Here is a 25864-nt window from a genome sequence, read left to right on the forward strand (position 1 = left end):
GAGATGTCGGCAGGACAGAGGGGCGCGAAGGATCGCGAACGCGTATTTTGCCCACGCGTTCAAAAAGATTTTCGCGACCTGCGAATCCTTTTCGCCCATCCGAAACGTCTTCCTTTGACCAACCGAAGGAGACGACCATGACCTATAATCTCATCCGCTACGGCGTGAAGGACGCCAGCATCGCCGAGAACCGGGCGCTGGTGGCAAACGTGTTCGAGGCGCTGGATGAAACGAAGCCGCAATCCGTGCGCTATCTCGTGCTTGAGCTCGACAACGGCGAATTCGTCCACATCGTCGGTTATGAAAAAGACAGTTCGGCGCTGACCGGACTCGACGCTTTCAAGGCCTTCGGCGCCGATCACGCCGAGCGGCGCTCGACACCGTTGGTTCGGTCGCCGGCGAAGATCGTCGGCAACTATCATATGCTGGCGAACGCCGACGAGACCGTGCCGGCCTGACCGGGACACGGTATCGCCGGCGAGCCGCCGACTGAGAGAACGAGGACGATGATCACATCGAAATTCGACCGCGCGGCGCTTGAGGCCATGCTTGTCGGCCTGCGGCCGAAATTGCACCGCTATGCCGCCCGCATGGCCGGCTCGGCAGTCGAGGGCGAGGACATCGTGCAGGAGGCGGTGGTGAAGGCGCTTGCTGCTCACGATGGCGGCGCCACGGTCGAGCGTCCCGAGCAGTGGCTGTTCCGCATCGCCCATAATGCGGCGCAGGATCATCTGCGCCGCCGCCAGCGGGAGCGCTCGCGCATGACCGAGGCCGACATGACCGAAATAGAAGATCTCTCCGCCGACGCCGGGGCGAGACTGGCGGCGGCGGCGAGCCTGCGCAGCTTCATGCGGCTCACGCTGGCGCAGCGCAGCGCCGTGATCCTGGTCGATGTGCTCGGCCTCAGCTTGCATGAGACCTGCGAGGTGACGGGCGCGACTGTAGCCGCCACGAAGGCGGCACTGCATCGCGGCCGGGCGGAGCTGAAGGCGCTGGCATCGGCACCGGACGACGTGGCGGTGCCGAGGCTCGATCCCGAAGAAGAGCGCCGGCTGCGCCGCTACATCGACCTGTTCAATGAACGCGACTTCGACGGGGTCAGGACGCTGATCGCCGAGGACATCCAGGTCGACGTCCTCAATCGCGCCCGCCTCAACGGCAAGAAGGAAGCCTCGACCTATTTCGGCAATTACGACCGCCTCGGCGACTGGGCCCTGTCGCTCGGCTTCGTCGACGGCCAGCCGGCGATCCTGATCCGCAACCCGCAGGCGCACGATGCGGTGCGCGGCTTCATGCTGATCGATTGGCGCGGCGATGAGGTCGTGCGCATCCGCGATTTCCGGCACGTCCCTTATTGTGTCGCCGAGGCTGACATCCTGTTCGTCCCAAGCGAGCGGGCATGACGCCGACACCGCGCTAACACTGCTTTTCTGTTCCCACGACCGGACCGAGTTTCCCTCCGGCTCGAGCGGCTGTACGCGTTCTCGAACCGCGTGTTCGCCGTTCTCATCACCGTGCCGGAGCTTCGCCCGCCGGAAATCCCGACCTTCGCCGCGCCGCCCGGACTGTGGCCGACCTCATCCTGCGCTGTGGCAGGCCAGCTACCGTCAACACAGATGTTTCAAACATCATTCCTTGACGATGGAACGTTTTAATATAGGCTACAGCACCGATACCTCATATCTCAGAACTGAACGAGAGAGTCGTCGGTGATAACCGCACCGCAATTGCGCGCCGCTCGGTCGCTGCTCGGCATCGATCAGCGCCGGCTTGCCGAATTGTCCGGACTGTCGGTGCCGACGATCCAGCGCATGGAAGCGAGCGGCTCGATCATCCGGGGCAATGTCGATTCGCTGATGAAGCTGATCGCGGCGCTCGAGATCGCCGGCATCGAGCTGATTGGGGAAGGCGCGGTCAGCCAGGGCGGCGGACGCGGCGTGCGGCTGAAGGCCGGGTTCGATCCGGCCAAGGCATCCGAAGCCCATGGCGACGGGGCCGAACGAAGCGGGAGCCGGCCGTGAATTCGACGGTCGCGCTTCTGCTGTGCGGCCCTGCCGCGCTTCTGACAACAGCTATACTGGGCGCAGCCGCCGGCCGGCACACTGCCGCGACGCGGCTGGTCTATGGCGCCGCGTTTGTCATTTCAGCTGCCGTGCTAGCGATCGTCGCCGGCCATCTCGCCAGCAACCCCGGCGAGGCGCCCGCCATCGCTTTGCCGCTCGGCCTGCCGTGGACGGGCGCCCGGTTCCGCCTCGACAGCCTGTCGGCGTTCTTCCTCGTCGTTGTCAATCTGGGCGGCGCCGTCACCAGCCTTTATGCTCTTGGCTACGGCCGGCACGAATCCGCGCCGCATCGCGTGCTGCCGTTCTATCCGGCGTTCCTGGCCGGCATGAACCTCGTCGTGCTGGCCGACGACGCCTTCAGCTTTCTGTTGTCCTGGGAATTCATGTCGCTCGCCTCCTGGGCGCTGGTCATGGCGCATCACCGCGACGAGGCCAACCGGCGCGCCGGCACCATCTACCTGGTGATGGCGAGCTTCGGCACGATGGCGCTGCTGCTTGCCTTCGGCCTACTGGCAGGACCGGCGGGGACCTATGCGTTCGACGCGATGCGGGCTGCGCACCCAGGCCCGCTCGCGGCAGGCGCGGTGCTGGGTCTCATGCTGCTCGGCGCCGGCTCCAAGGCCGGCCTCGTGCCGCTGCATGCCTGGCTGCCGCTTGCCCATCCGGCAGCACCCAGCCACGTCTCGGCGCTGATGAGCGGTATCATGACCAAAGTCGCCATCTATGGCTTCATCCGCGTGGTGTTCGACCTGCTTGGCGAACCGGCATGGTGGTCGGGCATTGCCGTGCTTCTCATCGGCGGCGCGACGGCGGTGCTGGGCATCCTCCACGCGCTGATGGAAAACGACCTGAAGCGGCTGCTCGCCTATTCGACCATCGAAAATATCGGCGTCATCTTCGCCAGCCTCGGGCTCGCGCTCGCCTTCAAGGCGAACGCCATGCCGTCGGCGGCGGCGCTGGCCCTCACGGCGGCGCTTTTCCATGTGCTCAACCATTCCTTCTTCAAGAGCCTGCTGTTCTTCGGCGCCGGCGCGGTGCTGACGTCGACCGGCGAACGCGACATGGAAAAGCTCGGCGGCCTCATCCATCGCCTGCCGGTCACCAGCTTCGTCTTCCTCATCGGCTGCGTCTCGATCTCGGCGCTGCCGCCTTTCAACGGCTTCGCCTCCGAATGGCTGGTCTTCCAGGCCATATTGCGCAGCCCCGAGCTGCCGCAATGGGGTCTGAAGGTCATCGTGCCCGCGGTCGGCGGCCTGCTGGCGCTTTCGGCGGCTTTGGCCGCGGCCTGCTTCGTCAAGGCATTCGGCATCACCTTCCTTGGCCGGGCGCGGTCGGCGGCGGTGGAACGGGCGCATGAGGTCGACCGCTGGTCACTGGCGGCGATGGCCGTGCTTGCCGCCTTCTGCCTGCTCGCAGGCATCCTGCCAGGCCTCGTCATCGACGGCCTGTCATCGGTGACGCTTTCGCTTATCGGCGACCGCATGCCGGTGCAGGTGGCTGAGCTTTGGCTGTCGATCGTGCCGATCGCCGAGAGCCGCAGCTCCTATAATGGCCTGCTGGTGTTCGGCTTCATCGCCATTTCGGCGTCGCTCGCGGCCTTCTTCATTCACCGCTTCGCCTCGCATGCGCTGCGCCGGGGCATTGCATGGGGGTGCGGTTTCGCGGATGCGGTGCCGGCGGCGCAATACACCGCCGTCAGCTTCGCGCAGCCCATTCGCCGCGTCTTCGGCAGCTTCGCGTTCCGCGCCCGCGAGACGGTGGAGATGCCGGCGCCGGGCTCCCTCGATCCGGCGCGCCTCAGGGTGGATATGCATGACGTGGCTTGGGAGATATTCTACCAGCCGATCGCCGGCGCGATCGATTTCGCCACCGAGCGGCTGAACCACCTGCAGTTCCTGACCATCCGCCGCTACCTGACGCTGGTCTTCCTCTACCTCGTCATCCTGCTCCTGGTGCTCGCGCTATGGCCTTGATGCTCGAGCTGGCCGTGCAGGGCGTGCAGATGTTTTCGGTGCTGTTGCTGGCGCCGCTGCTGATCGGCTTCGTGCGCAAGGTGAAGGCGAGGCTTGTGCGGCGGCAGGGACCCCCGGTGGTCCAACCCTATCGCGATCTCGTCAGGCTGATGCGCAAGGAGGTCGTGCTGGCCGACAACGCGTCCTGGCTGTTTCGCGTGACGCCCTATCTGATCTTCGCCGCCACCTGGGTCGCGGCGGCGCTGGTTCCGACCTTCGCCTCCGGTCTTGAGTTCAGCTGGGCCGCCGATCTCATCGCCATCGTGGCGCTGCTCGGCAGCGCGCGCTTCTTCCAGGCGCTGGCCGGAATGGATGTCGGCACCAGCTTCGGCGGCATCGGCGCCAGTCGCGAGGTGATGATCGCCTCGCTCGCCGAACCGGCGATGCTGCTCATCGTGTTCAGCCTGGCGCTGGTGGCCGGCGCGACGCAGCTTTCGACGGTCGCCGCCTTCATGGGTTCGCCTGAGGTCGGACTGCGGGTGTCGCTCGGCATGTCGCTGATCGCGCTGGTGATGGTGGCGATCGCCGAGAATGCGCGCATGCCGGTCGACAATCCCGCCACGCATCTGGAGCTCACCATGGTGCATGAGGCGATGATCCTGGAATATTCCGGCCGCCATCTGGCGATGATCGAGCTCGCCAGCTTCATCAAGCTGCTGCTCTACATGTCGCTGATCGCCTGCGTCTTCCTGCCCTGGGGACTGGCGAACGCCGGGGCGGGGCCGCAATCGCTGGCCATCGGCGCCGCCGCCTATCTCGGCAAGCTCGCGGTGCTGGCCCTCCTGCTTGCCGTGTTCGAGACGGCCGTCGCCAAGATGCGCGTCTTCCGCGTGCCGGATTTCCTGGGCGCAGCACTGATGCTGGCGCTGCTCGGCACGCTCCTGCTGTTCGTCTCGCGGAGCCTGTGATGAGCGGGATCACCTTCGACATCGCCCATCTGCTCGCCGGCAGCCTGGTGCTGATCTCCTTCATGATGCTCTACCAGGACCGGCTGTTCGCGCTGATCAACGTCTTTGCCCTGCACGCGGTCGTGCTCGCGCTGTCGGTGGCATGGCAGGCCTATATCCAGGACGCGCACCACCTCTACATCACCGCGGCGATCGCGCTGGTCTTCAAGGCGATTGTCATTCCCGTCGGGCTGCACCGCATCATCCAGCGGCTCGGCATCCATCGCGACATCGAGACCGCCGTCGGCATCGGCCCGACCATGCTCGCCGGCATCGGGCTGGTGACGCTTTCCATGGTGCTGATGCTGAGGGTGACGCCCGAGGCCGACCCGCTCGCCCGCGAGGATCTCGCCTTCGCGCTGTCGATCATCCTGCTGGGGCTGCTGGTGATGGTGACGAGGCGCAACGCCGTCAGCCAGGTCGTCGGCTTCATGTCGCTGGAGAACGGCCTGGTGCTCGCCGCCACCGGCGCCAAGGGCATGCCGCTGGTGGTCGAGATCAGCGTCGCCTTCTCGATCCTCATCGCCTTCATCGTCATCGGCGTCTTCCTGTTCCGCATCCGGGAGCGGTTCGATACGGTCGATGTCGGCGCGCTCGACGACTACCGGGGAGAACGCCGGTGAGCGGGTTTTCCTTCGACGCCGTGGCCGCGATCCTTTTCATTCCGGCGGGCGCCGCGGCCATTCTGGCGGCATTTCCGAACTACCGCATGACGGCGATCGTCAACATGATAGCGAGCCTGCTCACCTTGCTCGCCGCGCTGTCGCTGTTCGTCACCGACCGGCCGGCGCCGGGGCAATATCTCATCGTCGACGATCTCAACATCGTCTTCATCGTGCTCAACACATTCGTCGGCTTCACCACCAGCGTGTTCAGCGCCTCCTATATCGCGCATGAGCTGGAGACCGGCCGGCTGACCGCGCCGAACCTCAGGTTCTACCACGCGATGTACCAGATCATGATGTTCGGCATGAACCTCGCCTTCGTGTCGAACAACATCGGCCTGATGTGGGTCGCGGTGGAGCTCGCCACGCTGACCACCGTGCTGATGGTCGGCATCTATCGCACGCATGAGGCGCTGGAAGCGGCGTGGAAATATTTCATCCTCGGCAGCGTCGGCATCGCGCTTGCCCTGTTCGGCACCATCCTCGTCTACATGGCCGCCCAGCCGGTCGTCGGCGAGGGCACCAACGCCATGGTCTGGTCGGTGCTGATCGAGAAGGCGGCGCATTTCGATCCCGCGCTGCTCAGTGTAGCCTTCATCTTCCTGCTGCTCGGCTATGGCACCAAGGTCGGCCTTGCCCCCTTGCACGCCTGGCTGCCCGACGCGCATGCCGAGGGCCCGACGCCGATCTCGGCGGTGCTGTCGGGCCTGCTGCTCAACGTCGCGCTCTATGCCGTGCTGCGCTTCAAGCTCCTGCTCGCGGCGAGCCCGCAGGCGATCGGCCCCGGACCGCTGATGGTCACGATGGGGCTGACCTCGCTGATCTTCGCGGCCTTCATGCTCTACCGCCGCCGCGACATCAAACGCCTGTTCGCTTATTCCTCGATCGAGCATATGGGCATCATCGTCTTCGCCTTCGGCATGGGCGGCCCGCTCGCCAACTTCGCCGGCCTGCTGCACATGGTCATGCACAGCCTGACCAAGTCGGCGATCTTCTTCGCCGTCGGCCATATCGCGCAGGTCAAGGGCACGCAGCGTATCTCCGAGATCAGGGGCTTGACCGAAAGCCATCCGGGGCTTGGCTGGGCGCTCGTCATCGGCGTCGTAGCGATAGCCGGCCTGCCGCCGCTCGGCATCTTCATGAGCGAGTTCCTGGTCGTCAGCTCGACCTTCGCCAGGCATCCGTGGCTGGCTATCCCGCTGGTGCTGGGGCTGCTGATCGCCTTCGGGGCGCTGCTGCTGCGGCTGACGGGGCTTGCCTTCGGCGAGCCGCGCGGCGGCATGGCGCCGGTCGAGGCGTCCTACGTGCCGATGTACTCGCACCTCGCCCTGGTGTTCGCTGCCGGCATCTATCTGCCGGGGCCGCTGGTCGCATGGTTCCAGCACGTCGCCGGGATATTGGGGTGATGCGCATGGCGAGGAAGAACATGCCCGCGCTCGCCGACCTCATCGAGGCCGATCGCCGGATCGAGCATCACGTCCCCTGGCCGCGCGCCGTGGTGGCCCCGAAAGTCTGGAACCTCGCCGTCGAGCAACTCGCCAATGGCCGCTGGAGCCTGCTCGGCCTGTGGGGAGAGCCGGACAAGGTGCACATGGCGCTTCTCGACGAGGCGCTCGACATCGGCGTCATCAGCCTGGATTGCCGCGGCGGCCGCTGCCCGTCGGTCGGCCAATATCATCCGCCCGCCTTGCGGCTGGAACGCGCCGCCGCTGACCTGTTCGGGCTGGCGCCGCAAGGCCTGCCCGACACCCGTCGCTGGCTCGACCACGGCCAATGGGGCGTCTCGCATCCGCTGGCGGCGCAGCCCGGCGCGCCGGCGGCCTCCGCCTCCTATCGGTTCCTCGCGGCGGAAGGCGAGAGCCTGCACCAGATCGCGGTCGGGCCGGTGCATGCCGGCATCATCGAGCCGGGGCATTTCCGCTTCACGGCCGGCGGCGAAACGGTGGTGCGGCTGGAAGAGCGGCTGGGCTATGCGCACAAGGGCATCGAAGGCCTGATGGCCGGCGCATCTGTGGATCGCGCGGCCGGGCTGGCGGGCCGGACCTCGGGCGACAGCACGGTGGCCTACTCGCTGGCCTTCGCCCGCGCCGTCGAAGCCGCGCTCGGCATCACGCCGCCGCCGCGCGCGATATGGCTGCGCGCGCTGATGGCCGAGCTGGAGCGCCTCGCCAATCACCTCGGCGACATCGGCGCCATCTGCAACGACGCCGCCTTCGCGATCATGCACGCCCATTGCGGCGTGCTGCGCGAACGCGTGCTGCGCGCCGCCGACGCCGCCTTCGGCCATCGCCTGATGCGCGACCGCATCGTGCCCGGCGGCACGGCAAGCGATCTGAGCGAGGCGGGGGCGAGCGCCATCCGGTCCCTGGTCGCGGAGATCAGGCAGCGCTTCCCGCATCTGGTCGAGCTCTACGACAACACCGCCTCGCTGCAGGACCGCACGGTGGCGACCGGCCGGCTCACGGTCGAGCTCGCCCGCCAATATGCCGCCGGCGGCTATGTCGGACGCGCGTCGGGCCGCGATTTCGATGCGCGACGCAGCCCAGGCTATGCGCCTTACGACCAGCTCGCCTTCGATGTGCCGGTGCTGCAGGAGGGCGACGTCAACGCGCGCGTCTGGATCCGCGTGCGCGAAGTCGAGCAGAGTCTATCGCTGGTCGAGCAAATTCTCGGGCGACTTCCCGGCGGTCCGATCCGAGTCGACATCGACACGGCCGACAATGCCGCGCTTGGACCGCGCGAGGGCATGGCGCTGGTCGAGGGTTTCCGCGGCGACATCCTTGCCTGGCTGCGCATCGGCGAGGGCGGCTGGGTCGAGCGCTGCCACCTGCGCGACCCGTCATGGTTCCAGTGGCCGCTGCTCGAAGCGGCGGTCGAGGGCAACATCGTCGCCGACTTCCCGATCTGCAACAAATCGTTCAACTGCTCCTATTCCGGCCACGACCTCTAGAACCATGCGCAAGCTGCTCTTCGAAAGCCTGATCCGTCCGCCCCTGACCGAGCGACCGCCGCAAGTCAGCGACGCGGCGGTCGACGAGCTGGCGCGCGCTCTCGACGGCACGGCCCGCAGGCGGCTCGGCAGGAGCCTGTCGATCCGCGCGGTCGACGCCGGTTCCTGCAATGGCTGCGAGCTCGAGATGCATGCGCTCAACAACGCCTTCTACGACATCGAGCGCTTCGGCTTCCGCTTCGTCGCCTCGCCGCGCCATGCCGACGTGCTGATGGTCACCGGGCCGGTCACCAAGAACATGCGCGAGGCGCTGAAGCGGACCTTCGACGCAATGCCTAGCCCGAAATGGGTGGTGGCGCTCGGCGGCTGCGCCAAGGACGGCGGCTGTTTTGCCGGCAGCTACGCGGTCGTCGGCGGCGTGTCGGACGTGGTGCCGGTCGACCTGCACATTCCAGGCTGCCCGCCGCCGCCAATCGAGATCCTCAAGCGATTGATCGCCTTGCTCGACGGCGCCAACGGAAGGGCGGGCCTCGCCAAGAGCTGAGAAGCAGGCAGCGCGGCCGCGTTACGCATTGTGCGCAAGCTTGCCCATCCGCGTTTGGATCGGACAGGTGCCGATCTCACGAGAAGAGTTCGCCGGCCTTCTCAAACAGCGAATCGAGCTCGTCCGACGCCTGCGAATCGAACAGTGTATCAAGCGTTTCACGAACCATACGGCTTTCCTCGATCAAGCGCTCGATTTCCCGCGCGTCGAGAAGCCGATTGAAGCGACAGCTGACAGTGTCCGCCGTACGATTCACGGTGTAACAACCGATTAGTTCCGCCGCATCTTGTCCCAACTGAAGGTAAAAAAAATCCGGCGTCGCGATACTGCCCACAAAGAGGGACGCCCCGCCCTCGGAAATATCGCGCAAATCGAAAGTCGCTTCCGTCACCTCCTTTAGCCCGTGTGTCGGGAAGACCATCCGGACCGCGAGACTGATGCTCCGCCTGGCCCATCGCCGCCTTTCTGCTCCGGCCGGATCGTTCATGGGCAGTCCTTCCAATGATGGACCAGACGCCAGATGGTGACCGTACCTAGGATTGCAAGCAACGCGACGAATGCTGAAATGTTCAGCACGACCTTGAAATGCATCGGTAACGGGGCGCGCCGCATGCAATCCTCCAAGACCTGGCTGGACTGCAGATGTGGCGGCACATGCCGAGGTCCAGGTCCGTAACGATTCTATAGAGCATATAGCTATCAGGGAGTCTTTAAAGATTTCCTAGTGTTCACCAAGACTTCAACCCGAGAAGAGGACACGGTTCGCTGAACCGCATCGCGCGAGTAAGTAGTCGATTTTAATGCCGAGACAAAGCATCAGGCTCAGGCCGGCAAGATACGCGCCGGCCCCAGCCTGAGAACAGGAGTTGTGCTGCTGTCTCCGCCAAGATCGGCAACACAGGCGTAACAATAGCAGGCCAGGGGAGGGCCATTTTTACGGAGATCATCACAATCTCTCACGCCAAGAACCATGACTTCGAGTGGCGGAACGAGAGCTCACGTCTGTCAGGCGATCCCCGTGCTTGGCGGCGAACGCGTTGACCTCGACAGATTCTGGAACGGATTCGCGGGGACGCCGGCAGAATTCGACGAGGCGACCCGTCAGCACTACGCGATCTTTATGCAACGGCCTGGAGCCATGCGCGCTGACATCGCTCAGTTCGGCAGGCGCGGCGCCAATCATCGGCTAGCGAGAACGTTCGGGCTTGTCACGGCAGCGGCGCCTTGAAAAAGGCGGCACGCCTCCAAGCGGCGGCATCAAAGTGCGGCGCATCTCAAATCCGCCGCAAAGGCAAATCAACTGGCCCATCATCGTCAGCCAATTGTCTTTTCGCCAATCACGGCATAGTGCGAGCCGTCACGAGCTCGTGGGTCCTCCAATGTCTCTGAATGAAGCAAGCAAGCCCGCCAAGAAAAACGCGCCCAAAGCCAAAACAGTGACGGAACCGCCACCGCGCGACCAGATCCTGATCGGCCCCGATTTCATCCATAAGGGCGAGCCGCATGAGAGGCTCGACCGCTTCTTCGGCGATCTGGCGAGCCGCTTCGACGCAGCACCGGCGGTGATTTCCGGCGGCCGGCCCTGGTCGTACCGCGAGCTGAACAGCCGGGCCAACCAGTTCGCGCATCTGCTGATCGAGCGCGGCGTGAGGCCAGGCGACAGGGTGGGCCTTTTGCTGGACCGCTCGGCCGAGACCTATATCGCTATCCTTGCCGTGATGAAGGCCGGGGCGGCCTTCGTCCCTTTAGCCACCGCCTTCCCCGAAGATCGCATGGTGATGATTATCGAGGACGCCAATGTCACGATGGTGATCAGCGTCTCCGGTTATGCCGCGCGCGTGGCGCGCCTGCCGGTTCCGCATATCTCGATCGACTCGGCGGAATCCGAAATCGCCCTCAAGCCGGAAACGGCGCCCCTGCCGGAGGGCAGCCAGGACCAGACCTGCTACATTCTCTACACCTCCGGCACCACGGGCAAGCCGAAAGGCGTGGTCATCACGCATCAGAGCTTCTGCAACTTCATCCGCGTCGCAGCGGCATCCTACGGTTACCAGCCGGGCGACCGCGTGTACCAGGGCATGACCATCGCCTTCGACTTCTCCTCGGAGGAGATCTGGGTGCCCTTTGCCGCCGGCGCCACGGTCGTGCCGGCGCCGGGCCAGCAACCCCTCGTGGGCGAGGAGCTGGCCAGCTTCCTGCGCGAGCATCACATCACCTGCATGGCCTCCAGTCCGACGCTTTTGTCGTCGATCGAGAGCGACGCGCCCAGCCTGCGCACGATCCTGGTCGGCGGCGAAGCCTGCTCGCAAAAGCTGGTGATGCGCTGGGCGAAGCCCGGCCGCCAGATCCTGAACACCTATGGCCCGACCGAGGCGACGGTCACCGCCACCATGGGCTTGCTGACGCCGGACGAACCGGTGACCATCGGCAGGCCGCTGCCCACCTATTCGATAGCCATTCTCGACCCCGAAAAGCCGAACGTGCTGACCGGCGACCGGCTGGGCGAGGTCTGCATCGGCGGCATGGGCGTGGCAGTAGGCTATCTCAACCGGCCGGAACTCACCGAACAGCGATTCATCAAGGATTTCATCGGTCTGCCGAACAATCCCGGCGGCCGCATCTACCGGACGGGCGACCTCGGCCGCATCAACGACAAGGGCGAGATCGAATATCACGGCCGCATCGACACGCAGGTGAAAATCCGCGGCTACCGCATCGAGCTGGGCGAGATCGAGGCCGTGCTGCTGGAACAGCCGGGCATCGCGCAGGCGGCGGTCACGACGTGGGAGATCGAGCCCGAGCGCACGGAACTGGTCGCCTATTACGCCCCCAGGAGCGGAGGCGACAGTGTGGATCGCACCATGCTCGTGCGCGAACTCAAGCAGCGGCTGCCCGACTACATGGTTCCGGCCTATCTGGAGCAGCTGCCCGCGATCCCGATGACCGTCTCCAACAAGGTCGATCTGAGGAAGCTGCCAAAGCCGACCAGCGCGCGCGTCGCGGCCGGCCATGCGATGATCGACCCGCGCAACGAGGACGAGAGGTTCCTGGTCGACACGCTGCAGGATGTGCTGAAATTCGAGGACATCTCCATCGAAGACCACTTCTTCGACGACCTCGGCGCGAACTCGCTGTTAATGGCGAGGTTCTGCGCGCGCATCCGCTCCCGCAAGGCCTGGTCGACGACCTCGATGCGCGACGTCTACCTGCATCCCACGGTCGCCAAGCTCGCCGAGCACCTGCGTGCGCCGCATATGGCCGCGGTTGCGGCGAGCGAGCCGATGCTGACGCATCGGGCTTCCAGCTTTGCCTATTGGAGCACGGGATTTGGGCAGCTCATGTTCTACGCGCTCTACAGCTATGGCTCGCTCTGGGCGATCAATGACGGGCTCAACTGGGTCTATGACGCGCTGGACGACCCGGTGCAGCTCTATCTGCGCTGCGTTCTTTTGTCCGCCAGCGTCTTCTTCGGGCTGAGCGGTTTTGCCATCATCGCCAAATGGCTGCTGGTCGGCCGCTGGAAGGCCGAGACGTTCCCGATCTGGGGCTGGCGTTATTATCGCTTCTGGGTCGTCAAGACACTGGTCCGCAGCGCGCCGGTGGTGCTGTTCCGCGGCAGCCCGCTATATAGCCTCTATTTGCGCCTGCTCGGTGCCCGGCTCGGCAACCGCACCGTCATCGAGTGCCGCTCCGTTCCGGTCTGCACCGACCTGATCAGCATCGGCGACAACTCGATCCTGCGCAAGGATACCATGATCCTGGGCTTCCGCGCCCAGGCGGGCTACATCCACACCGGTCCGCTCGACATCGGCCACAACGCTTTCGTCGGCGTCGGCTCAACGTTGGACATCGACACCCGCATCGGCGACGGCGCCCAGCTGGGCCACGCTTCGTCGCTGCATCGCGGACAGGCGATCCCTGCCGGCGAGCGCTGGCACGGATCGCCGGCGATTCCGACCGAGGCGGACTATTGCACGGTTCCCAACGTGCCGCTGTCGCACGCGCGCCGGATCATCTACGAGGCGATCCAGCTCTTCATCCTCTTCGCCATCGTCACGCCGTTCCCGCTTCTGTTCCACACCTACTGGGAGAATGTCGGCGACGACTATCAGGAGACCATCGGCATCGTGGCGATCGGCACCACGGTGACGCTGGCGGGCTTCATCATCGGCGGCGTGCTGCTGGCGGCCATCGTGCCGCGGCTGTTCAACCTCATGCTGAAGCCCGGCCGAGACTATTCGCTCTACGGCTTCCACTACTGGCTGCAATCGATGCTGGAGCTGGTCAGCAACGTGCGACTGCTGAACGTGCTGTTCGGCGACAGCTCGGCCATCGTCTACTATCTGCGCGCCATCGGCTGGCGGCTGAACAAGGTGAACCAGACCGGGTCGAATTTCGGCACCAACCAGCGGCATGAAAACCCGCAGCTCAGCGAGATCGGTTCGGAAACGATGGTGTCCGACGGCCTGTTCATGGTCAACATGCAGAAGTCCGCCAATTCCTTCCGCCTCGAGCACACGCGGATCGGCGAGCGCAACTTCTTCGGCAACAACATTATCTATTCGCCGGATTCCCGCACCGGCGACAATTGCCTGCTCGGAACCAAGGTGCATGTACCGGTCGATGGTCCCGTGCGCGAGAATGTCGGGTTGCTTGGGTCGCCGCCCTTCGAAATCCCGCGCATGGTCAACCGCGACAAGGAGCTTCTCGGATTGATCTCCGACAAGGAGCGCCACCGCCGGCTGCCGCTGAAGAACCTCCACAATCTGGTCACCGCATTGCTGTTCTTGGCTGCGCAGTGGCTGATCCTGTTCCTGACGCTCGCCATCTGGGACAGGGCGCTCAACTACTATAACGATTGGGAGCAGACGGCGCTGTTCGTGGCGGTGGTGCTGACCACGGCGATCGGCATTCCGTTCTACGTCTTCCTGGAACGTGTCAGCCTCGGTTTCCGCCGACTGAAGCCCAGGATGGCCACGATCTACGACCCGGTCTTCTGGCGGCACGAACGCCATTGGAAACTGTCCGACTCGCCGATCATGGGCCTATTCACCGGCACCCCGTTCAGGCCGCTGATCCTGCGTCTGGTGGGCGTGAAGGTCGGGCGGCGCGTCTATGATGGGGGAAGCATCATCACCGAGCGGTCGCTGGTGGAGATCGGCGACGACGCGACGCTCAACGAGGGCTGCGTCATCCAGGCGCATTCGCTGGAGGAAGGCGCGTTTAAGTCCGACTACATCCGCATCGGCAATGGCTGCACGCTCGCCCCCGCCGCCTTCATCCACTACGCGGTTGCAATGGGCGAGGGATCTGTGGCGGACCTCGATTGCTTCGTCATGAAGGGCGAAGTGCTGGAGCCCAACACCGTGTGGCGCGGCAACCCGGCGAAGCTCTATGGCGTGGTGACGCCGATCGACGCGCGCGCAATCAAGATCGGGCAGAAACAGTGAAACGTTCCGCCCAAGCGCGGACTGGCGACCGCCCGGTCGTCCTGCGGCCCGTCGGCGAGGACAACCGGGCGGCGATCCTGGCGCTCGAGCTGACGCCCGAGCAGCAGGGCCTCGTCGCCTCGAATGCAGACTCGCTGCAAGAGGCCGGGGAGGATGACGAGGCTCTCGCACGCGCTGTAGTCGCGGCCGGGCGCGTCGTCGGATTCCTGATGTACAGCGCTCCGGAGGACGATGACGAGGCGATCATCTATCGTTTCATGATCGACCGCCGCGAACAGGGCAAGGGCCTCGGCAGTGCCGCGGTTGCCGGGGCACTGGAGGAGATCGCGCAGCTCGGCCACATACGCCGCGTCTCGATCTGCTACGAACCGGACAACGAGGCGGCGCGCCGGCTCTATGCCGGCTTCGGTTTCGTCGAGACGGGACTGGACGAGGATGGCGAGATGATTGCCGTGCTCGAATTGAGCAGCAAGTGATCACACGGCCGGACGACGCGCGACCGGACATCGAGAGCGCCGTCGAGCAGGCGCTGGCCGGCCTCGCGCCGCCCGGCCTCGTCACCGGCTGCCGTCTCGTTCGTGCCGGCGACGAACAATACCTACTGCCGGCGGAAGGCGCTTCCATCGCCACGCGCGAACAAAGGGCGCGTGCCGCCACTGGAGCGGGCCGTCGGGTCGCGCACGAATTGCTGCGGCGGCTGAGATGTGCGGATCTCGCCGTCTTGCGGGGCCAATTGGGAAACCCGATCTGGCCTGGAGGTATCGTCGGTTCAATCGCGCATGACGACGAGCTTGCCGTGGCGGTCGCCGCGCGATCCGACGCGATGAGAAGCGTGGGCGTCGACATCGAGCCTGCCCTGCCTTTGCCGCACGACCTCCGAGACATGGTGGCAACGCCGCAAGACTGCCTGGGCGATCTTGATTCCCGCCTGGGCAGCCGCATTCTGTTCGCGATCAAGGAAGCGGTCTACAAGGCCTCGTTTCCGCTCGACGGCCGGGTGCTGGGCTTTGAGGACATCGCCGTCGATCTCACCTCGGGCGAGGCGGTCACTTCATCCGGCAATCGGTTGACCGTGCGCTTCACCATCTCGCCCAGAATCCTGGCGCTGGCTTATGCGGAATAGGCGCGCCGAGCCCTGCCCCGACCATTCAGAGTGGACGTTGAACACGAATGGCGCCCGAAGATTCGAACTGAACTGCGAGCCTCGGATAAGCAGTCTGGTGCAGCACCAGAGGACGTCGCGAGATCAGGTAGGAACGTAGGTCAACCTGATCACATCCTCGCCGATCCGATCATGAGCGATCAGGCGCAGCGGCGGCCGGGGCCCGGCGAAATAGGGCTTGCCGTGAGCAAGCACCACGGGGTGCAGGTAGATCCGATATTCATCGATCAAGCCCAGTTCGGTGAGGCTTCGCGCCAAATCCGGGCCGGCGACTTCGATCTCGCCGTCGCGCTCGGCTTTCAGCTTGCGGATAGCGCCTTCAAGATCACCCTCGACAAGACTGGCCTTGGGCCCGACAGACTTCAACGAGCGCGAGACGACCCATTTCGGCTGGTTCCGCCACGCCGCCGCATAGGCAAGTCGCTCGGCATCCCATTCAGGATGCTCGTCGTCCCAGTAGCGCATGATCTCATACATGCGGCGACCGTAGATGCTGCCCGCCTGACGCTCGGCCTCCTCGATGAAATGGCGGAAGAGCGCGGGGCTCGGCCCGAAGGCCGTGTGATCGACGTAGCCGTCCAGCGACTGGTTCATTCCGAACACGAGCTTGGCCATTGCCTGTTCCTGATATGCATTCGCGCGATCTGCTTGCGTTGTGCAATCGGTTCAGGTTAGGCCGACCGATTTTATTTTGCAATTGGTTTTTGAGATGCATATCTGCCGGGTACTCCGACCTCCCCGGCGGGCCTGGCTGTCAAGCGAGGCTCGGCCGACACGTGGACTTCCACGCTGCGCCCCCGGTGCAGAACAATTGATTGGGCGCACCGGAAGGTGAAGATGGGCGCTGCTGCTCGTCGCAGGGCTATGACATTGGCTCCCGTGCTTCCCACCGCACACAAAATGGCCTGGCTACTCAATACAGCGCAACGCCAAGATCACGGATGCAGGTGCAGGCGCTTCACGCTGGCTGCCGCGAAGGTGATGAACTTTTTGACACGCGCCGGAACAAACTTCTGGGCGGGGTAGGCGAAATAGAGTCCGGTCAGGGGCGAATGCAGGGCCGGCAACACGCGCACCAGCCGTTGCTGGTCCGCGAAAAAAGCCGGCAGGAACCCGATGCCGAGCCCCATGGCGACAAAGGTTCTGACCGTCAACAGGTCATCGCAGGTCAGCTCGCCCGATAGATCAACGCCGATCTTCCGGCTGCCCATCAGCAGCGGCAGCGGGTGGGCCCAAGGCTTGCCGAATCCAATCAGGTCGTGGTGCTTGAGATCGTCGACATGAACGGGGACACCGCGCCGGTCGAGATAGTGCTGGCTTGCGAACAATCCCGACGGCCCCGTGACGGAAGACCTGGTCACCAGACTCGAATCGCGCAGCGGGCCGACGCGGATGGCGAGGTCGACGCCTTCCGCGATCATGTCGACGATCCGGTCCGTCACGATCAGCTCGATTTTCACCATCGGGAACGTTTCGCGAAACGCGCCGATGATGGGCGGCAGCAGGCTTTGCGCGATGTCGACGGCCGCCGTGAGCCGAAGCAGGCCGTTCAGGCTTCTTGCCCCCGACATGATCGCGGCCTCGGCTGCCTCGATCTCACGAAGCCCGGCGCGGCACCGTTCGAAATAGGCCTGGCCCGCAGGCGTGACGCGGAGCTTACGGGTCGTCCGCTGGATCAGGCCGGTACCGAGGCGCTGTTCCAGCGCCGCCACCTTGGCGCTCACGGTGCTGGCGGGCATGCGCAGCCTGCGGGCAGCCGCGGCAAAACTGCCTGCCTCCAGCACCTGGACAAAGACGCTGATCTCGTCGACGCGCATGCCAACTATTATGCAGAATCATGCATGATGATTCCAGATTGTGCCGTCTTGTGGCGAAACAGTTTCCGCAATCTGCTTTCGATATCGGAAGACAGCGCCAGGGAGCTGAACAATGAGAGGGCCGATCAATGCCGACAGCGAACCGATCGACCCGCGCGTCCGCGTCGGGCATGTTCATCTGAAGGTCGCCGATCTTGAGCGATCGCTCGCTTTCTATTGCGGTGTGCTTGGCTTTGGCCTGCAAGGGCTGCTTGAAGACGAGGCCGCGTTCCTCGCGGCCGGCGGCTATCACCATCACCTCGCGATCAACACTTGGGAAAGCCGGGGCGGTTCGCCGCCGCCCGAAGGATCGACCGGCCTCCATCACATTGCCTTCGTCTATCCGACGCGAGCCGCGCTCGGCCGCGCGTTCCGCCGCCTTCGCGCCGCGGGCGTGCAACTCATCGGCGCCAGCGACCACGGTGGCACGGAGGCGATCTATCTCCGCGATCCGGACGATAACGGCGTCGAGCTCTACTGGGATAGGCCCGAGAAGGAATGGCCGCGCAACGCCGATGGCTCGTTGAAGATCGTCAACAGTCCCCTCGATGTCGAGAATCTGGCCAGCGAGGGATCGTCCGTGCCGCCGGAGGGGGAAAGATAAGTCTGCGGCTTGTCGTGCCGAGAGGCTGGCGCGGCGCAACGAAGGTCCGCTTTGCGCCGCCAGGAGCGGTTATCGAAGCTCGGCTCCCAGGCTCTTCAACGCAGGCGCAGCACACCGGACGAGCGTGGATATGTGTCCTTCGGGCTGCATGAACAATGTTCCGTGACGTAGGCCCGCGGCAAGAGCCCGCGCGGCCTCGGCAGGCATAATCTGGTCGTGCGCGCCGTGATAAATGCGGACGGGAAGGTCGATTTGGTCCAGGTCAAAGCCCCACGGATGCGCCAGGGCGATGGCCTGGTCCTGGTTGGCGCGTGGCCCCTGAACGTAGCCTTCGGCGACGGCAGCGGCAAAGGCCCGGCGCACCGCCTCATCCTGCAGCGCAGCGCGGTCGCCGACGCCGAGTCGCTCGGCATTGTGGGCGAGCATGTCCGCCAGTTGAGCAGGACGCGCATGAGCGATGCCACGCAGGCTGAACGAAAGAAGCGGGCACAAGAGAGCATCAGGCGTAATCTGAAGGATCTGCCATGCGAGCCGCGTGATGCCGGTATTGGCAGTTGCAAGAACGGTCGCCGGCGCCACCGGCGAGATCAGCACACAGCGCACCACCTGGTCGGGTGTCGCTGCGGCGCAAGCGAGTGCAAATGCCGCGCCGGCGGAAAACCCAAGAACCGAATAGCGCCGGATCGCCATCATATCGGCAACCTCGTCGACTGTTGCCGGCCATTGCATGATCCCGAAGCGGTGCACAGGCGAGGACTTGCCGATACCGGGCCGGTCGAGCGCGATGAGCCGCACGCCTGCTTCGGCGGCCTGATCCTCGATCAGCTTCACTTCCAGGCGACTCGAGGGAAACCCATGCATGTAGAACACGGCTGAACCGTTGGGCTTCCCTGTCTCGAAAACTCCCACGCGTCGCCCTGATGCGAGTTGCAGAACCTGCTCAGTCATCGCTAGGCCTCGGCCGCGTGTTCCTCGCGCGCAGCCTCCCAGACCTCGCGGGCGGCATCCGCGTTCATGACGCCGATCGCGAGCCCGACGATCGCGTCGGGCCAGACGGAGCCCGTCCACGCCGTAACAAACCCGGTGATGATGATAGCAACATTGGCGACCGCGTCGTTGCGGGCGGAAAGGAACGCCGCCTTGGTGAGACTCCCCTTGTGATGGCGGAAACGGACAAGAATGAACGCGCATGCCAGATTGACGATAAGAGCGCCCGAGCCGGCAAGCGAGAGGGGCACGGGCTCGGGCGGAACGGGATGCGAGAATTTGAGCCAGATCGCCCACAGCGTCGTCAGCGCAGGTATCATCAGCACGATGGCCAGACCCATGCCAAGGCGCGCGCGGGACCTGAGGCTCCAGGCCGTGCCGAGGAAGATCAGGAGGTTGACCGACGTGTCCTCAAGGAAGTCGATGCTGTCGGCGAACAGGGAGACGGAACCGATCGACAGCGCAACTGCGAACTCGACTCCGAAATACGCAAGATTGAGGAGCGCCACGATCAGCACGGCGCGCCGGAGATGGCTGTCCATCATCTCCATCGAAAGCCGTGATACGCCGGGCGCAAGCTTGAGCCCGCTCCTGCAGGCGAGTGCCTGATCGTGTCACGTCCGTGAGCGGGACTGGTCAACATCGGCGACTTCCAGCTTTTGATGCCCCAGCGGATGGAGCAGCTAACCAGCATATTCACTCGGGAGACGCGGCGCGTTCACCGGATCGGAAAATACCGGAAAGTCAGCGCCCAGCACCGAAATGACTGGGACTGCCGTTATTTCGCGCCGGCGGCCGAGATATATGCCGTTGCTCAAGAGACCCGCCCGGGGCCTAATCCAGCCCAAGGCGACCCGCTAAACCGCAGGTTCTTCCAACCCGCTTCTCTGGTGCGACTTCCAAAGATAATAGCCGAGCACTGAACCGAAAAAGAAAGTATGTGCGATGAACTGCACCAGCGGGCTCGATTGCAGGAACCACGGGAACAAGGTCGGCGCTATCACATAGAAGTTGATCAGCCAGAGGGCGAGGCCGAAGAGGCTGGCTGCGCCGATAATGGCGACCGGCCCTCGCAACATTGCTGCAATTTCACCGAAGATCATCCCGTAGATGATCGCGAGCACCATATGGACAATGACGCCGGCGACACTTGCCGTCACGAGCGAATAGCCGGGATCGAGCGCGCCCGGTCCCAGCGCGATAGCGCCGATCATGCGCAAAGGCATGAAGAACGCCCCTGCCCCCATCATCATCGCGGTGACGATCATTTCGAAGGCAGCAAACACGATACCTGCGACCACGCCTGCGATTGCGCCCTGCCGAAGGCCCCAACGCATGTCGCGTGGTGTCATAGGCGTGTGGATGTGTTCCCGATAAGCCATGACTGTCACTCCTGTTTGGGGGCAACATTGGTCGAAGCAAACGGGGCAGACGCGTAGATGTTCCCGGGGAATCGCAAAATTGACTGGCTGCTGACAGAATATCTGAGCATGCGGCGTGAAGGTCTTCATCGTGATCCGCTCTGCCTTCGCACCGTTGCCTGCCTGACGTCATCGCCCGTGCGGTGTGGTTGTATTTCCGCTTTCCGCCTGTGTCGCGCACCTCGCGATCTGCCGCCCTCCTCGCGGCCGGCGGCTATCACCATCACCTCGCGATCAACACTTGGGAAAGCCGGGGCGGTTCGCCACCGCCCGAAGGATCGACCCGGCCCCCATCACATTGCCTTCGTCTATCCGACGCGAGCCGCGCTCGGCCGCGCGCTCCGCCGCCTTCGCGCCGCGGGCGTGCAACTCATCGGCGCCAGCGATCACGGTGGTGCGGAAGCGATCTATCTCCGCGATCCGGACGATAACGGCGTCGAGCTCTACTGGGATAGGCCCGAGAAGGAATGGCCGCGCAACGCCGTGGCTCGTTGAAGATCGTCAACTGTCACCTCAATGTCGAGAACCTGGCCAGCGATGGATCGTCCGTGCCGCCGGATGGGAAAGGATAGATTTGTGGCTTGTCATGCCGAGAGGTATGGCGCTGGCGCACCCAGGCAGTGATCGAGCGTTGCCCGTCTAAGACAATCTATGGCCAAGCTGCGGATAAATCGGGAAATTCATCCAGCTGCGATCAAGAGCCGGTCGTTCGGCAACACATCCGGGAAGCGGGAGATGAAACTTGATAGGAATGGCGCGCCCGAAGAGATTCGAACTCCTGACCCCCAGATTCGTAGTCTGGTGCTCTATCCAGCTGAGCTACGGGCGCGCAACAGGCCGTGCATGACACAGGCCCCGCGATCCGGTCGAGAAGGCCGGCCGCGATGTGGAGTGTTCCCTAACGACTGAATTTGCGAAAAGCAAGCCGATCCGGCAAAAGTTTTGTCGCAGGTGGTTTTGCCGGCTTTGATCGAGGCGCGCTACCGACAAGCGGCTCCGCAGGCGGTGGTGGGCTCAAGCCGGGCGGCGCAAACCGTTGCGGGCCTGGTCGAGCCGCACCGGCTGGTCGGGAATGGTGACGGCGAAGACGGTGCGGCCGCCGATCGATTCGACCAATTCAACCGTGCCGCCATGCGCGCGGATCAGCTCGTGCGCGATCGCCAGGCCAAGCCCGGTGCCGCCGCTGCGCGCCGAGCCGCGGAAGGCGGCGAACAGGTTCTCGCGCGCCTTGGGCGGCAGGCCGGGGCCGGTGTCGGTGACGGTGATGCGGCTGACGCTGCCCTGGCGCTCGGCCGCGACCGCCAGCCGGCGCACCACCGCGCTTTCGGTGTCGGCGGCCATCGCCTGAACGGAGTTGCGGCAGAGATTGGTGAGCACCCGGAACAGTTGGTCGGAATCGGCATCGACCTCGAAGGCGTGCTCGATGGCGTTGATGAACTCGATGCCGTCCTCGATGTCGAGCAGGCCGTGCACATCGTCGACCAGCTGGCGCAGCCGCACGCGGCGGCGCGACGGCGCCGGCTCCTGCGTGCGGCCGTAGTGAAGCACACCTTCGGAATAGGAGACGGCGCGGTCGAGGGCGCGCAGAAGTTTCGGCGCGAAGGCCTGCACGGTTGGGTCCTTCACCTGGCGCAGGCGATCCGACATCAGTTGCGCGGACGCCAGGATGTTGCGCATGTCGTGGTTTATCTTGGAGACGGCCAGGCCGAGGTCCGCGAGATGCTTCTGCTCCGACAGCATCTTCTGCAGCCGGTCCTGCATCTGCGACAGCTCGCGTTCGGCGACCCCTATCTCGTCGGCGCGGTCGGCGGGGCGGATGACGCGGCCGGGATCGTCGGGCGCCTCGGAGAAGGCCAGGATCGAACGCGTCATGGTGCGGATCGGCCCGATCATGATCAGGTCGATCGCGGCATAGACCAGCATGGCGGTGAACAGCGAGATGAGCAGCGAGACGACGGCGACGTTGCGCGAGTATCGGAGCATAGCGTCGCGTAAACGGTAGTCCGGCATGATCAGCTCGAATTCCTTGTCGCTGTCGCCGACCGGCCCGAAGACGCGCAGCATGCGCTTGCCGCCGAAGAACAGCGTGTCGAGCGCGCCGGTCATGCCGTTGATCAGGCCGACATTGGCGATGTCGATGTGCGCGTCGACCTGTGGCGGCATGTCGGCGACCACCAGAAGCCGCGAGACGCCGCCGTCGCGCACGGCGATCGCCTTGGCGCCGATCGCCATCAGCACATCGTTCTGGGCGTTGTGCGACAGCGAGTTGGGCTCGCCCTGCAACAGCACGATCGACACGGCGGCGGCCGTGCTCAGGCGCTCCTTCAGCCAGTTGACCCGGTAGCTGGCGATCCAGGGCAGGAAGATCAGGATTTCAGCCAGAAGCACGAAGGCGATGGTGAGTAAAAGCAGCTTGGTCGACAGACCGCGCGACAACGGCACCCGGCGCGACGAATTCGCCGCCGCCGGCTGTGCCTTCTCGTTCATGGGCAGAGTTTCACTCGTCATTGACGCGCGTTCACAAAGGCTTGATCGGCCAAGATTATGCGATTTGCGGCTTTTTTGCCAATTTCATCGTCGGCTCGGCGAAAAATGCCTCGCGGCGGGGCGGATTGACTTCCAAAGACCTTCTTTCTATAAGCCCGCTCACGCTCGGGCCATTCGTCCCGGCGCGGTTTCGATCGCGCCTAGGCCGGCCCGGCAAAGCTCCTGTTACACAGTGACAGAATCAAGAAGGGCCGCACCCCGCGGTATTAAAACAAATGAAGCGTACCTACCAACCGTCCAAGCTCGTGCGTAAGCGCCGGCATGGTTTCCGTGCCCGCATGGCCACCAAGGGTGGCCGTGGCGTCGTTGCCGCCCGCCGCAATCGCGGCCGCAAGCGGCTCAGCGCCTGAACGAAAGACGAGATCGTTGCCCGCACCCGGCAAGCCACAGGGGAAAACTCCCGGGCGGCTTCTGAAACGCGCGGAATTCCTTGCTGTGCGCGGCGGCGAGAAACGCCGCGGACGGCTTTTTCTCGTTGAAGTTCTCGACCGCGGCGATGACCTTGCGCCGCGCGTCGGCTACACCGTCACCAAGAAGGTCGGCAATGCCGTGGTGCGCAACCGCGTCCGGCGGCGGCTGAGGGAAGCCGTGCGCGTTCATGCCGCCGATGACATGGCGCCCGGCAATGACTATGTCATCGTCGGGCGTGAAGACGTGCTTGCCATTCCGTTCGGCCAGTTGAAGGCCGAGCTCTCCCGCCGGCTGCGCGGAACACGATAGGCCAAAGGCTTCGATGGAAAACAACCGCAATTTCTTCATCACCATCGCGCTGTCGGTGCTGATCCTGACGCTCTGGCAGGTGTTCTACATGAACCCGCGCATGGAACAGCAGCGCGAGCAGGCCCGCGTCGAGCAACAGCGCGCCGAGGCGCAAAAGAAGGAAGCGCAGGGCACCAATCCAAGCGCGGCCGGAACGCCGGCCCCGACCGCCGGCGCCATCCCCAGCGCGCCCGGCAGCGATAGCGTGACCGCGGCCAGCCGCGACCAGGCGATTGCCGCCACCAAGCGCGTCAAGATCGACACGCCCAGCCTCGAGGGTTCGATCAACCTGACCGGCGCGCGCCTCGACGACCTGAGGCTCAAGCACTACACCGAGACGGTCGACAAGAACTCGCCCGAGATCGAGCTGCTCAACCCGTCGTCGCTGCCCAATGGCTATTTCGCCGAGATCGGCTTCGTCGGCAACGACACCACCGGCACTGTGCCCGGCGCGGATACGGTGTGGAGCGTCGACGGCAATCCGACGCTGACGCCCTCGACGCCGGTGACGCTGACCTTCACCAACGACAAGGGCCTGACGTTCAAGCGCACCATCTCGATCGACAACGAATACATGTTCACCGTTTCCGACACGGTGCAGAATTCGGGAACGGCCGCCGTCTCGCTCTACAATTACGGGCGCGTCACCCGTTTCGACAAGCCGGCCGTCGCCAGCACCTATGTGCTGCATGAGGGCCTGATCGGCGTGACCGGCAGCGAGGGGCTGCAGGAATACAAATACGCCAAGATCGAGAAGGACAAGGAATACACGCCCAGCAAGTCGACCAATGGCTGGCTCGGCATCACCGACAAATACTGGGCCGTGACGCTCATCCCGACGGAGAAGCAGCCCTTCCAGCCGAAATTCTCCTATTTCGAGTTCAAGGACGGGCCGCACAGCCACAGCTACCAGTCCGACTACCTGTCCGACGCGATCAGCGTCGCGCCCGGCCAGTCGACGACGGTCGAATCCGAAATCTTCGCCGGCGCCAAGGAAGTCTCGACCATCAACGCCTATGCGAAGGACCGGCAGATCCGCCAGTTCGACCTTTTGATCGACTGGGGCTGGTTCTATTTCATCACCAAGCCGATGTTCTGGCTCATCGACACGCTCTACAAATTCTTCGGCAATTTCGGCTTGGCGATCCTCGCCACCACCGTCGTCGTCAAGGCCATCTTCTTCCCCCTGGCCAACAAGTCCTATGCCTCGATGGCGAATATGAAGAAGGTGCAGCCGAAGATGGTCGAGATCCGCGAGAAATACGCGGACGACAAGATGAAGCAGCAGCAGGCGATGATGGAGCTCTACAAGACCGAGAAGATCAATCCGCTGGCCGGCTGCTGGCCGGTGGCGCTGCAGATCCCGGTCTTCTTCTCGCTCTACAAGGTGCTCTACATCACCATCGAGATGCGGCACGCGCCGTTCTTCGGCTGGATCCACGACCTCGCGGCGCCCGATCCGACGTCGATCTTCAACCTGTTCGGCCTGCTGCCCTTCGCGGCGCCCGCCTTCCTGCCGCATATGGGCGCCTGGGCGGTGGTCATGGGCATCACCATGTTCCTGCAGATGCGCATGAACCCGGCACCGCCGGACCCGACGCAGGCGGCGATCTTCACCTGGATGCCGGTGATCTTCACCTTCATGATGGGCAGCTTCCCGGCCGGCCTCGTCATCTATTGGGCCTGGAACAACACGCTGTCGATCCTGCAGCAGGGCGTGATCATGAAGCGCCAGGGCGCCAAGATCGAATTGTGGGACAATCTGACATCGATTTTCCGCAAGAAACCATCGCCGGCTGAATAGACGGCTCCTGAACTGCTAAGACGAAAAAAACCCCGGCATCGTTTTGTCCGGGGTTTTTTGTTGATCAGGCTCAGCGAGCAGCCGTCAACCTTC

The 25864-nt window shown here is 64.3% G+C and carries 23 protein-coding genes, 1 tRNA gene and 1 pseudogene; 17 read left to right on the forward strand and 8 right to left on the reverse strand.

What is annotated here, in order from left to right; all coding sequences use genetic code 11:
• Positions 1-137 precede the first annotated feature (137 nt).
• The 9 genes from FJW05_RS15230 to nuoB all read left to right on the forward strand — a co-directional run bounded on the left by FJW05_RS15230 (position 138) and on the right by nuoB (position 9181).
• Positions 138-458 carry a hypothetical protein gene (locus FJW05_RS15230; RefSeq protein ID WP_246673444.1) on the forward strand — a complete coding sequence of 107 codons (321 nt, stop codon included), beginning with the start codon at positions 138-140 and terminating at the stop codon, positions 456-458.
• A 48-nt stretch (positions 459-506) separates the two neighbouring features.
• The gene (locus FJW05_RS15235) at positions 507-1403 is read left to right on the forward strand and encodes an RNA polymerase sigma factor (RefSeq protein WP_140633447.1); all 897 of its coding nucleotides are present in this window, start codon (positions 507-509) and stop codon (positions 1401-1403) included.
• 306 nt (positions 1404-1709) lie between these two features.
• Positions 1710-2021: a helix-turn-helix transcriptional regulator gene (locus tag FJW05_RS15240; protein ID WP_140633450.1), complete on the forward strand. Its 312-nt coding sequence runs from the start codon at positions 1710-1712 to the stop codon at positions 2019-2021.
• Positions 2018-4036, forward strand: a complete 2019-nt coding sequence (gene hyfB / locus FJW05_RS15245; protein ID WP_140633453.1) for a hydrogenase 4 subunit B — start codon at positions 2018-2020, stop codon at positions 4034-4036. Before FJW05_RS15240 ends, hyfB begins: the two co-directional genes overlap by 4 nt.
• A complete protein-coding gene (locus FJW05_RS15250; RefSeq protein WP_140633456.1) occupies positions 4027-4983 on the forward strand; it encodes an NADH-quinone oxidoreductase subunit H in 957 nt (318 codons plus the stop codon). The genes hyfB and FJW05_RS15250 overlap by 10 nt, the downstream gene beginning before the upstream one ends.
• Entirely contained in the window at positions 4983-5645 is a 663-nt protein-coding gene (locus FJW05_RS15255; RefSeq protein WP_140633459.1) for a hydrogenase-4 component E, read from the forward strand. Before FJW05_RS15250 ends, FJW05_RS15255 begins: the two co-directional genes overlap by 1 nt.
• On the forward strand, positions 5642-7093 hold the full coding sequence (locus FJW05_RS15260; RefSeq protein WP_140633462.1) for a hydrogenase 4 subunit F: 1452 nt from the start codon (positions 5642-5644) through the stop codon (positions 7091-7093). The genes FJW05_RS15255 and FJW05_RS15260 overlap by 4 nt, the downstream gene beginning before the upstream one ends.
• Positions 7094-7113: 20 nt before the next feature.
• On the forward strand, positions 7114-8637 hold the full coding sequence (locus FJW05_RS15265; RefSeq protein ID WP_140633797.1) for an NADH-quinone oxidoreductase subunit C: 1524 nt from the start codon (positions 7114-7116) through the stop codon (positions 8635-8637).
• Positions 8638-8641: 4 nt separating this feature from the next.
• Positions 8642-9181: an NADH-quinone oxidoreductase subunit NuoB gene (gene nuoB, locus FJW05_RS15270; protein WP_140633465.1), complete on the forward strand. Its 540-nt coding sequence runs from the start codon at positions 8642-8644 to the stop codon at positions 9179-9181.
• Between the two features lie 76 nt (positions 9182-9257).
• Here nuoB and FJW05_RS15275 read toward each other — a convergent pair whose 3' ends face one another.
• On the reverse strand, positions 9258-9668 hold the full coding sequence (locus FJW05_RS15275; RefSeq protein WP_140633468.1) for a hypothetical protein: 411 nt from the start codon (positions 9666-9668) through the stop codon (positions 9258-9260).
• A 949-nt stretch (positions 9669-10617) separates the two neighbouring features.
• Between FJW05_RS15275 and FJW05_RS15280 the strand changes: the two genes are divergently transcribed.
• The 3 genes from FJW05_RS15280 to FJW05_RS15290 are packed head-to-tail and all read left to right on the forward strand — an operon-like array spanning position 10618 to position 15754.
• Positions 10618-14631 (forward strand): Pls/PosA family non-ribosomal peptide synthetase, encoded by a 4014-nt coding sequence (locus FJW05_RS15280; protein ID WP_246673445.1) that lies wholly within the window; start codon positions 10618-10620, stop codon positions 14629-14631.
• A complete protein-coding gene (locus FJW05_RS15285; protein ID WP_246673447.1) occupies positions 14628-15107 on the forward strand; it encodes a GNAT family N-acetyltransferase in 480 nt (159 codons plus the stop codon). The genes FJW05_RS15280 and FJW05_RS15285 overlap by 4 nt, the downstream gene beginning before the upstream one ends.
• Positions 15104-15754, forward strand: a complete 651-nt coding sequence (locus FJW05_RS15290; RefSeq protein WP_140633473.1) for a 4'-phosphopantetheinyl transferase superfamily protein — start codon at positions 15104-15106, stop codon at positions 15752-15754. Before FJW05_RS15285 ends, FJW05_RS15290 begins: the two co-directional genes overlap by 4 nt.
• Before the next feature lie 123 nt (positions 15755-15877).
• Here the strand turns inward: FJW05_RS15290 and FJW05_RS15295 are convergent, their stop codons facing one another.
• Positions 15878-16408 carry a dihydrofolate reductase family protein gene (locus tag FJW05_RS15295; RefSeq protein ID WP_140633476.1) on the reverse strand — a complete coding sequence of 177 codons (531 nt, stop codon included), beginning with the start codon at positions 16406-16408 and terminating at the stop codon, positions 15878-15880.
• A gap of 320 nt (positions 16409-16728) precedes the next feature.
• Positions 16729-17610: a LysR family transcriptional regulator gene (locus FJW05_RS15300; protein WP_140633480.1), complete on the reverse strand. Its 882-nt coding sequence runs from the start codon at positions 17608-17610 to the stop codon at positions 16729-16731.
• 112 nt (positions 17611-17722) lie between these two features.
• Between FJW05_RS15300 and FJW05_RS15305 the strand changes: the two genes are divergently transcribed.
• The gene (locus FJW05_RS15305; RefSeq protein WP_140633483.1) at positions 17723-18253 is read left to right on the forward strand and encodes a VOC family protein; all 531 of its coding nucleotides are present in this window, start codon (positions 17723-17725) and stop codon (positions 18251-18253) included.
• Positions 18254-18322: 69 nt separating this feature from the next.
• Here FJW05_RS15305 and FJW05_RS15310 read toward each other — a convergent pair whose 3' ends face one another.
• From FJW05_RS15310 to FJW05_RS15320, 3 genes are all read right to left on the reverse strand, one after another.
• Positions 18323-19201 carry an alpha/beta hydrolase gene (locus FJW05_RS15310; protein WP_140633486.1) on the reverse strand — a complete coding sequence of 293 codons (879 nt, stop codon included), beginning with the start codon at positions 19199-19201 and terminating at the stop codon, positions 18323-18325.
• 2 nt (positions 19202-19203) lie between these two features.
• A complete protein-coding gene (locus FJW05_RS15315) occupies positions 19204-19785 on the reverse strand; it encodes a cation transporter (RefSeq protein WP_140633491.1) in 582 nt (193 codons plus the stop codon).
• A gap of 312 nt (positions 19786-20097) precedes the next feature.
• A complete protein-coding gene (locus FJW05_RS15320) occupies positions 20098-20622 on the reverse strand; it encodes a hypothetical protein (RefSeq protein WP_140542952.1) in 525 nt (174 codons plus the stop codon).
• A 230-nt stretch (positions 20623-20852) separates the two neighbouring features.
• Between FJW05_RS15320 and FJW05_RS15325 the strand changes: the two are divergent.
• Positions 20853-21233: pseudogene (locus FJW05_RS15325) on the forward strand (VOC family protein); the annotation flags it as partial.
• Positions 21234-21413: 180 nt separating this feature from the next.
• On the opposite strand, the gene FJW05_RS15330 reads toward FJW05_RS15325, so the two are convergent.
• Both FJW05_RS15330 and FJW05_RS15335 read right to left on the reverse strand, forming a co-directional pair.
• Positions 21414-21490: transfer RNA gene (locus tag FJW05_RS15330), tRNA-Arg, on the reverse strand.
• A 185-nt stretch (positions 21491-21675) separates the two neighbouring features.
• Entirely contained in the window at positions 21676-23148 is a 1473-nt protein-coding gene (locus FJW05_RS15335; RefSeq protein WP_246673448.1) for a HAMP domain-containing sensor histidine kinase, read from the reverse strand.
• 275 nt (positions 23149-23423) lie between these two features.
• Between FJW05_RS15335 and rpmH the strand changes: the two genes are divergently transcribed.
• Genes rpmH through yidC form a run of 3 tightly spaced genes read left to right on the forward strand, consistent with a single transcriptional unit; the run spans position 23424 to position 25771 of the window.
• Positions 23424-23558, forward strand: coding sequence for a 50S ribosomal protein L34 (rpmH, locus tag FJW05_RS15340; protein ID WP_008833937.1), 135 nt, complete (start codon positions 23424-23426; stop codon positions 23556-23558).
• 16 nt (positions 23559-23574) lie between these two features.
• Complete coding sequence (rnpA, locus tag FJW05_RS15345) at positions 23575-23928, forward strand: ribonuclease P protein component (protein WP_140633494.1); 354 nt, start codon at positions 23575-23577, stop codon at positions 23926-23928.
• A gap of 13 nt (positions 23929-23941) precedes the next feature.
• Complete coding sequence (yidC, locus tag FJW05_RS15350; protein WP_140633497.1) at positions 23942-25771, forward strand: membrane protein insertase YidC; 1830 nt, start codon at positions 23942-23944, stop codon at positions 25769-25771.
• Positions 25772-25864: the final 93 nt, after the last annotated feature.

This window comes from Mesorhizobium sp. B2-9-1 (assembly GCF_006439455.1).
Lineage (GTDB): Bacteria > Pseudomonadota > Alphaproteobacteria > Rhizobiales > Rhizobiaceae > Mesorhizobium.

Excerpts from the sequence above, each read along its gene's own strand:
- FJW05_RS15230 (WP_246673444.1), top strand. The coding sequence starts at position 138 with ATGACCTATAATCTCATCCGCTACGGCGTGAAGGACGCCAGCATCGCC.
- FJW05_RS15235 (WP_140633447.1), top strand. The coding sequence starts at position 507 with ATGATCACATCGAAATTCGACCGCGCGGCGCTTGAGGCCATGCTTGTC.
- FJW05_RS15250 (WP_140633456.1), top strand. The coding sequence starts at position 4,027 with ATGGCCTTGATGCTCGAGCTGGCCGTGCAGGGCGTGCAGATGTTTTCG.
- FJW05_RS15255 (WP_140633459.1), top strand. The coding sequence starts at position 4,983 with ATGAGCGGGATCACCTTCGACATCGCCCATCTGCTCGCCGGCAGCCTG.
- FJW05_RS15265 (WP_140633797.1), top strand. The coding sequence starts at position 7,114 with ATGCCCGCGCTCGCCGACCTCATCGAGGCCGATCGCCGGATCGAGCAT.
- nuoB (WP_140633465.1), top strand. The coding sequence starts at position 8,642 with ATGCGCAAGCTGCTCTTCGAAAGCCTGATCCGTCCGCCCCTGACCGAG.
- FJW05_RS15275 (WP_140633468.1), bottom strand. The coding sequence starts at position 9,668 with ATGAACGATCCGGCCGGAGCAGAAAGGCGGCGATGGGCCAGGCGGAGC.
- FJW05_RS15295 (WP_140633476.1), bottom strand. The coding sequence starts at position 16,408 with ATGGCCAAGCTCGTGTTCGGAATGAACCAGTCGCTGGACGGCTACGTC.
- FJW05_RS15300 (WP_140633480.1), bottom strand. The coding sequence starts at position 17,610 with ATGCGCGTCGACGAGATCAGCGTCTTTGTCCAGGTGCTGGAGGCAGGC.
- FJW05_RS15305 (WP_140633483.1), top strand. The coding sequence starts at position 17,723 with ATGAGAGGGCCGATCAATGCCGACAGCGAACCGATCGACCCGCGCGTC.
- FJW05_RS15310 (WP_140633486.1), bottom strand. The coding sequence starts at position 19,201 with ATGACTGAGCAGGTTCTGCAACTCGCATCAGGGCGACGCGTGGGAGTT.
- FJW05_RS15315 (WP_140633491.1), bottom strand. The coding sequence starts at position 19,785 with ATGATGGACAGCCATCTCCGGCGCGCCGTGCTGATCGTGGCGCTCCTC.
- FJW05_RS15320 (WP_140542952.1), bottom strand. The coding sequence starts at position 20,622 with ATGGCTTATCGGGAACACATCCACACGCCTATGACACCACGCGACATG.
- FJW05_RS15335 (WP_246673448.1), bottom strand. The coding sequence starts at position 23,148 with ATGAACGAGAAGGCACAGCCGGCGGCGGCGAATTCGTCGCGCCGGGTG.
- rpmH (WP_008833937.1), top strand. The coding sequence starts at position 23,424 with ATGAAGCGTACCTACCAACCGTCCAAGCTCGTGCGTAAGCGCCGGCAT.
- yidC (WP_140633497.1), top strand. The coding sequence starts at position 23,942 with ATGGAAAACAACCGCAATTTCTTCATCACCATCGCGCTGTCGGTGCTG.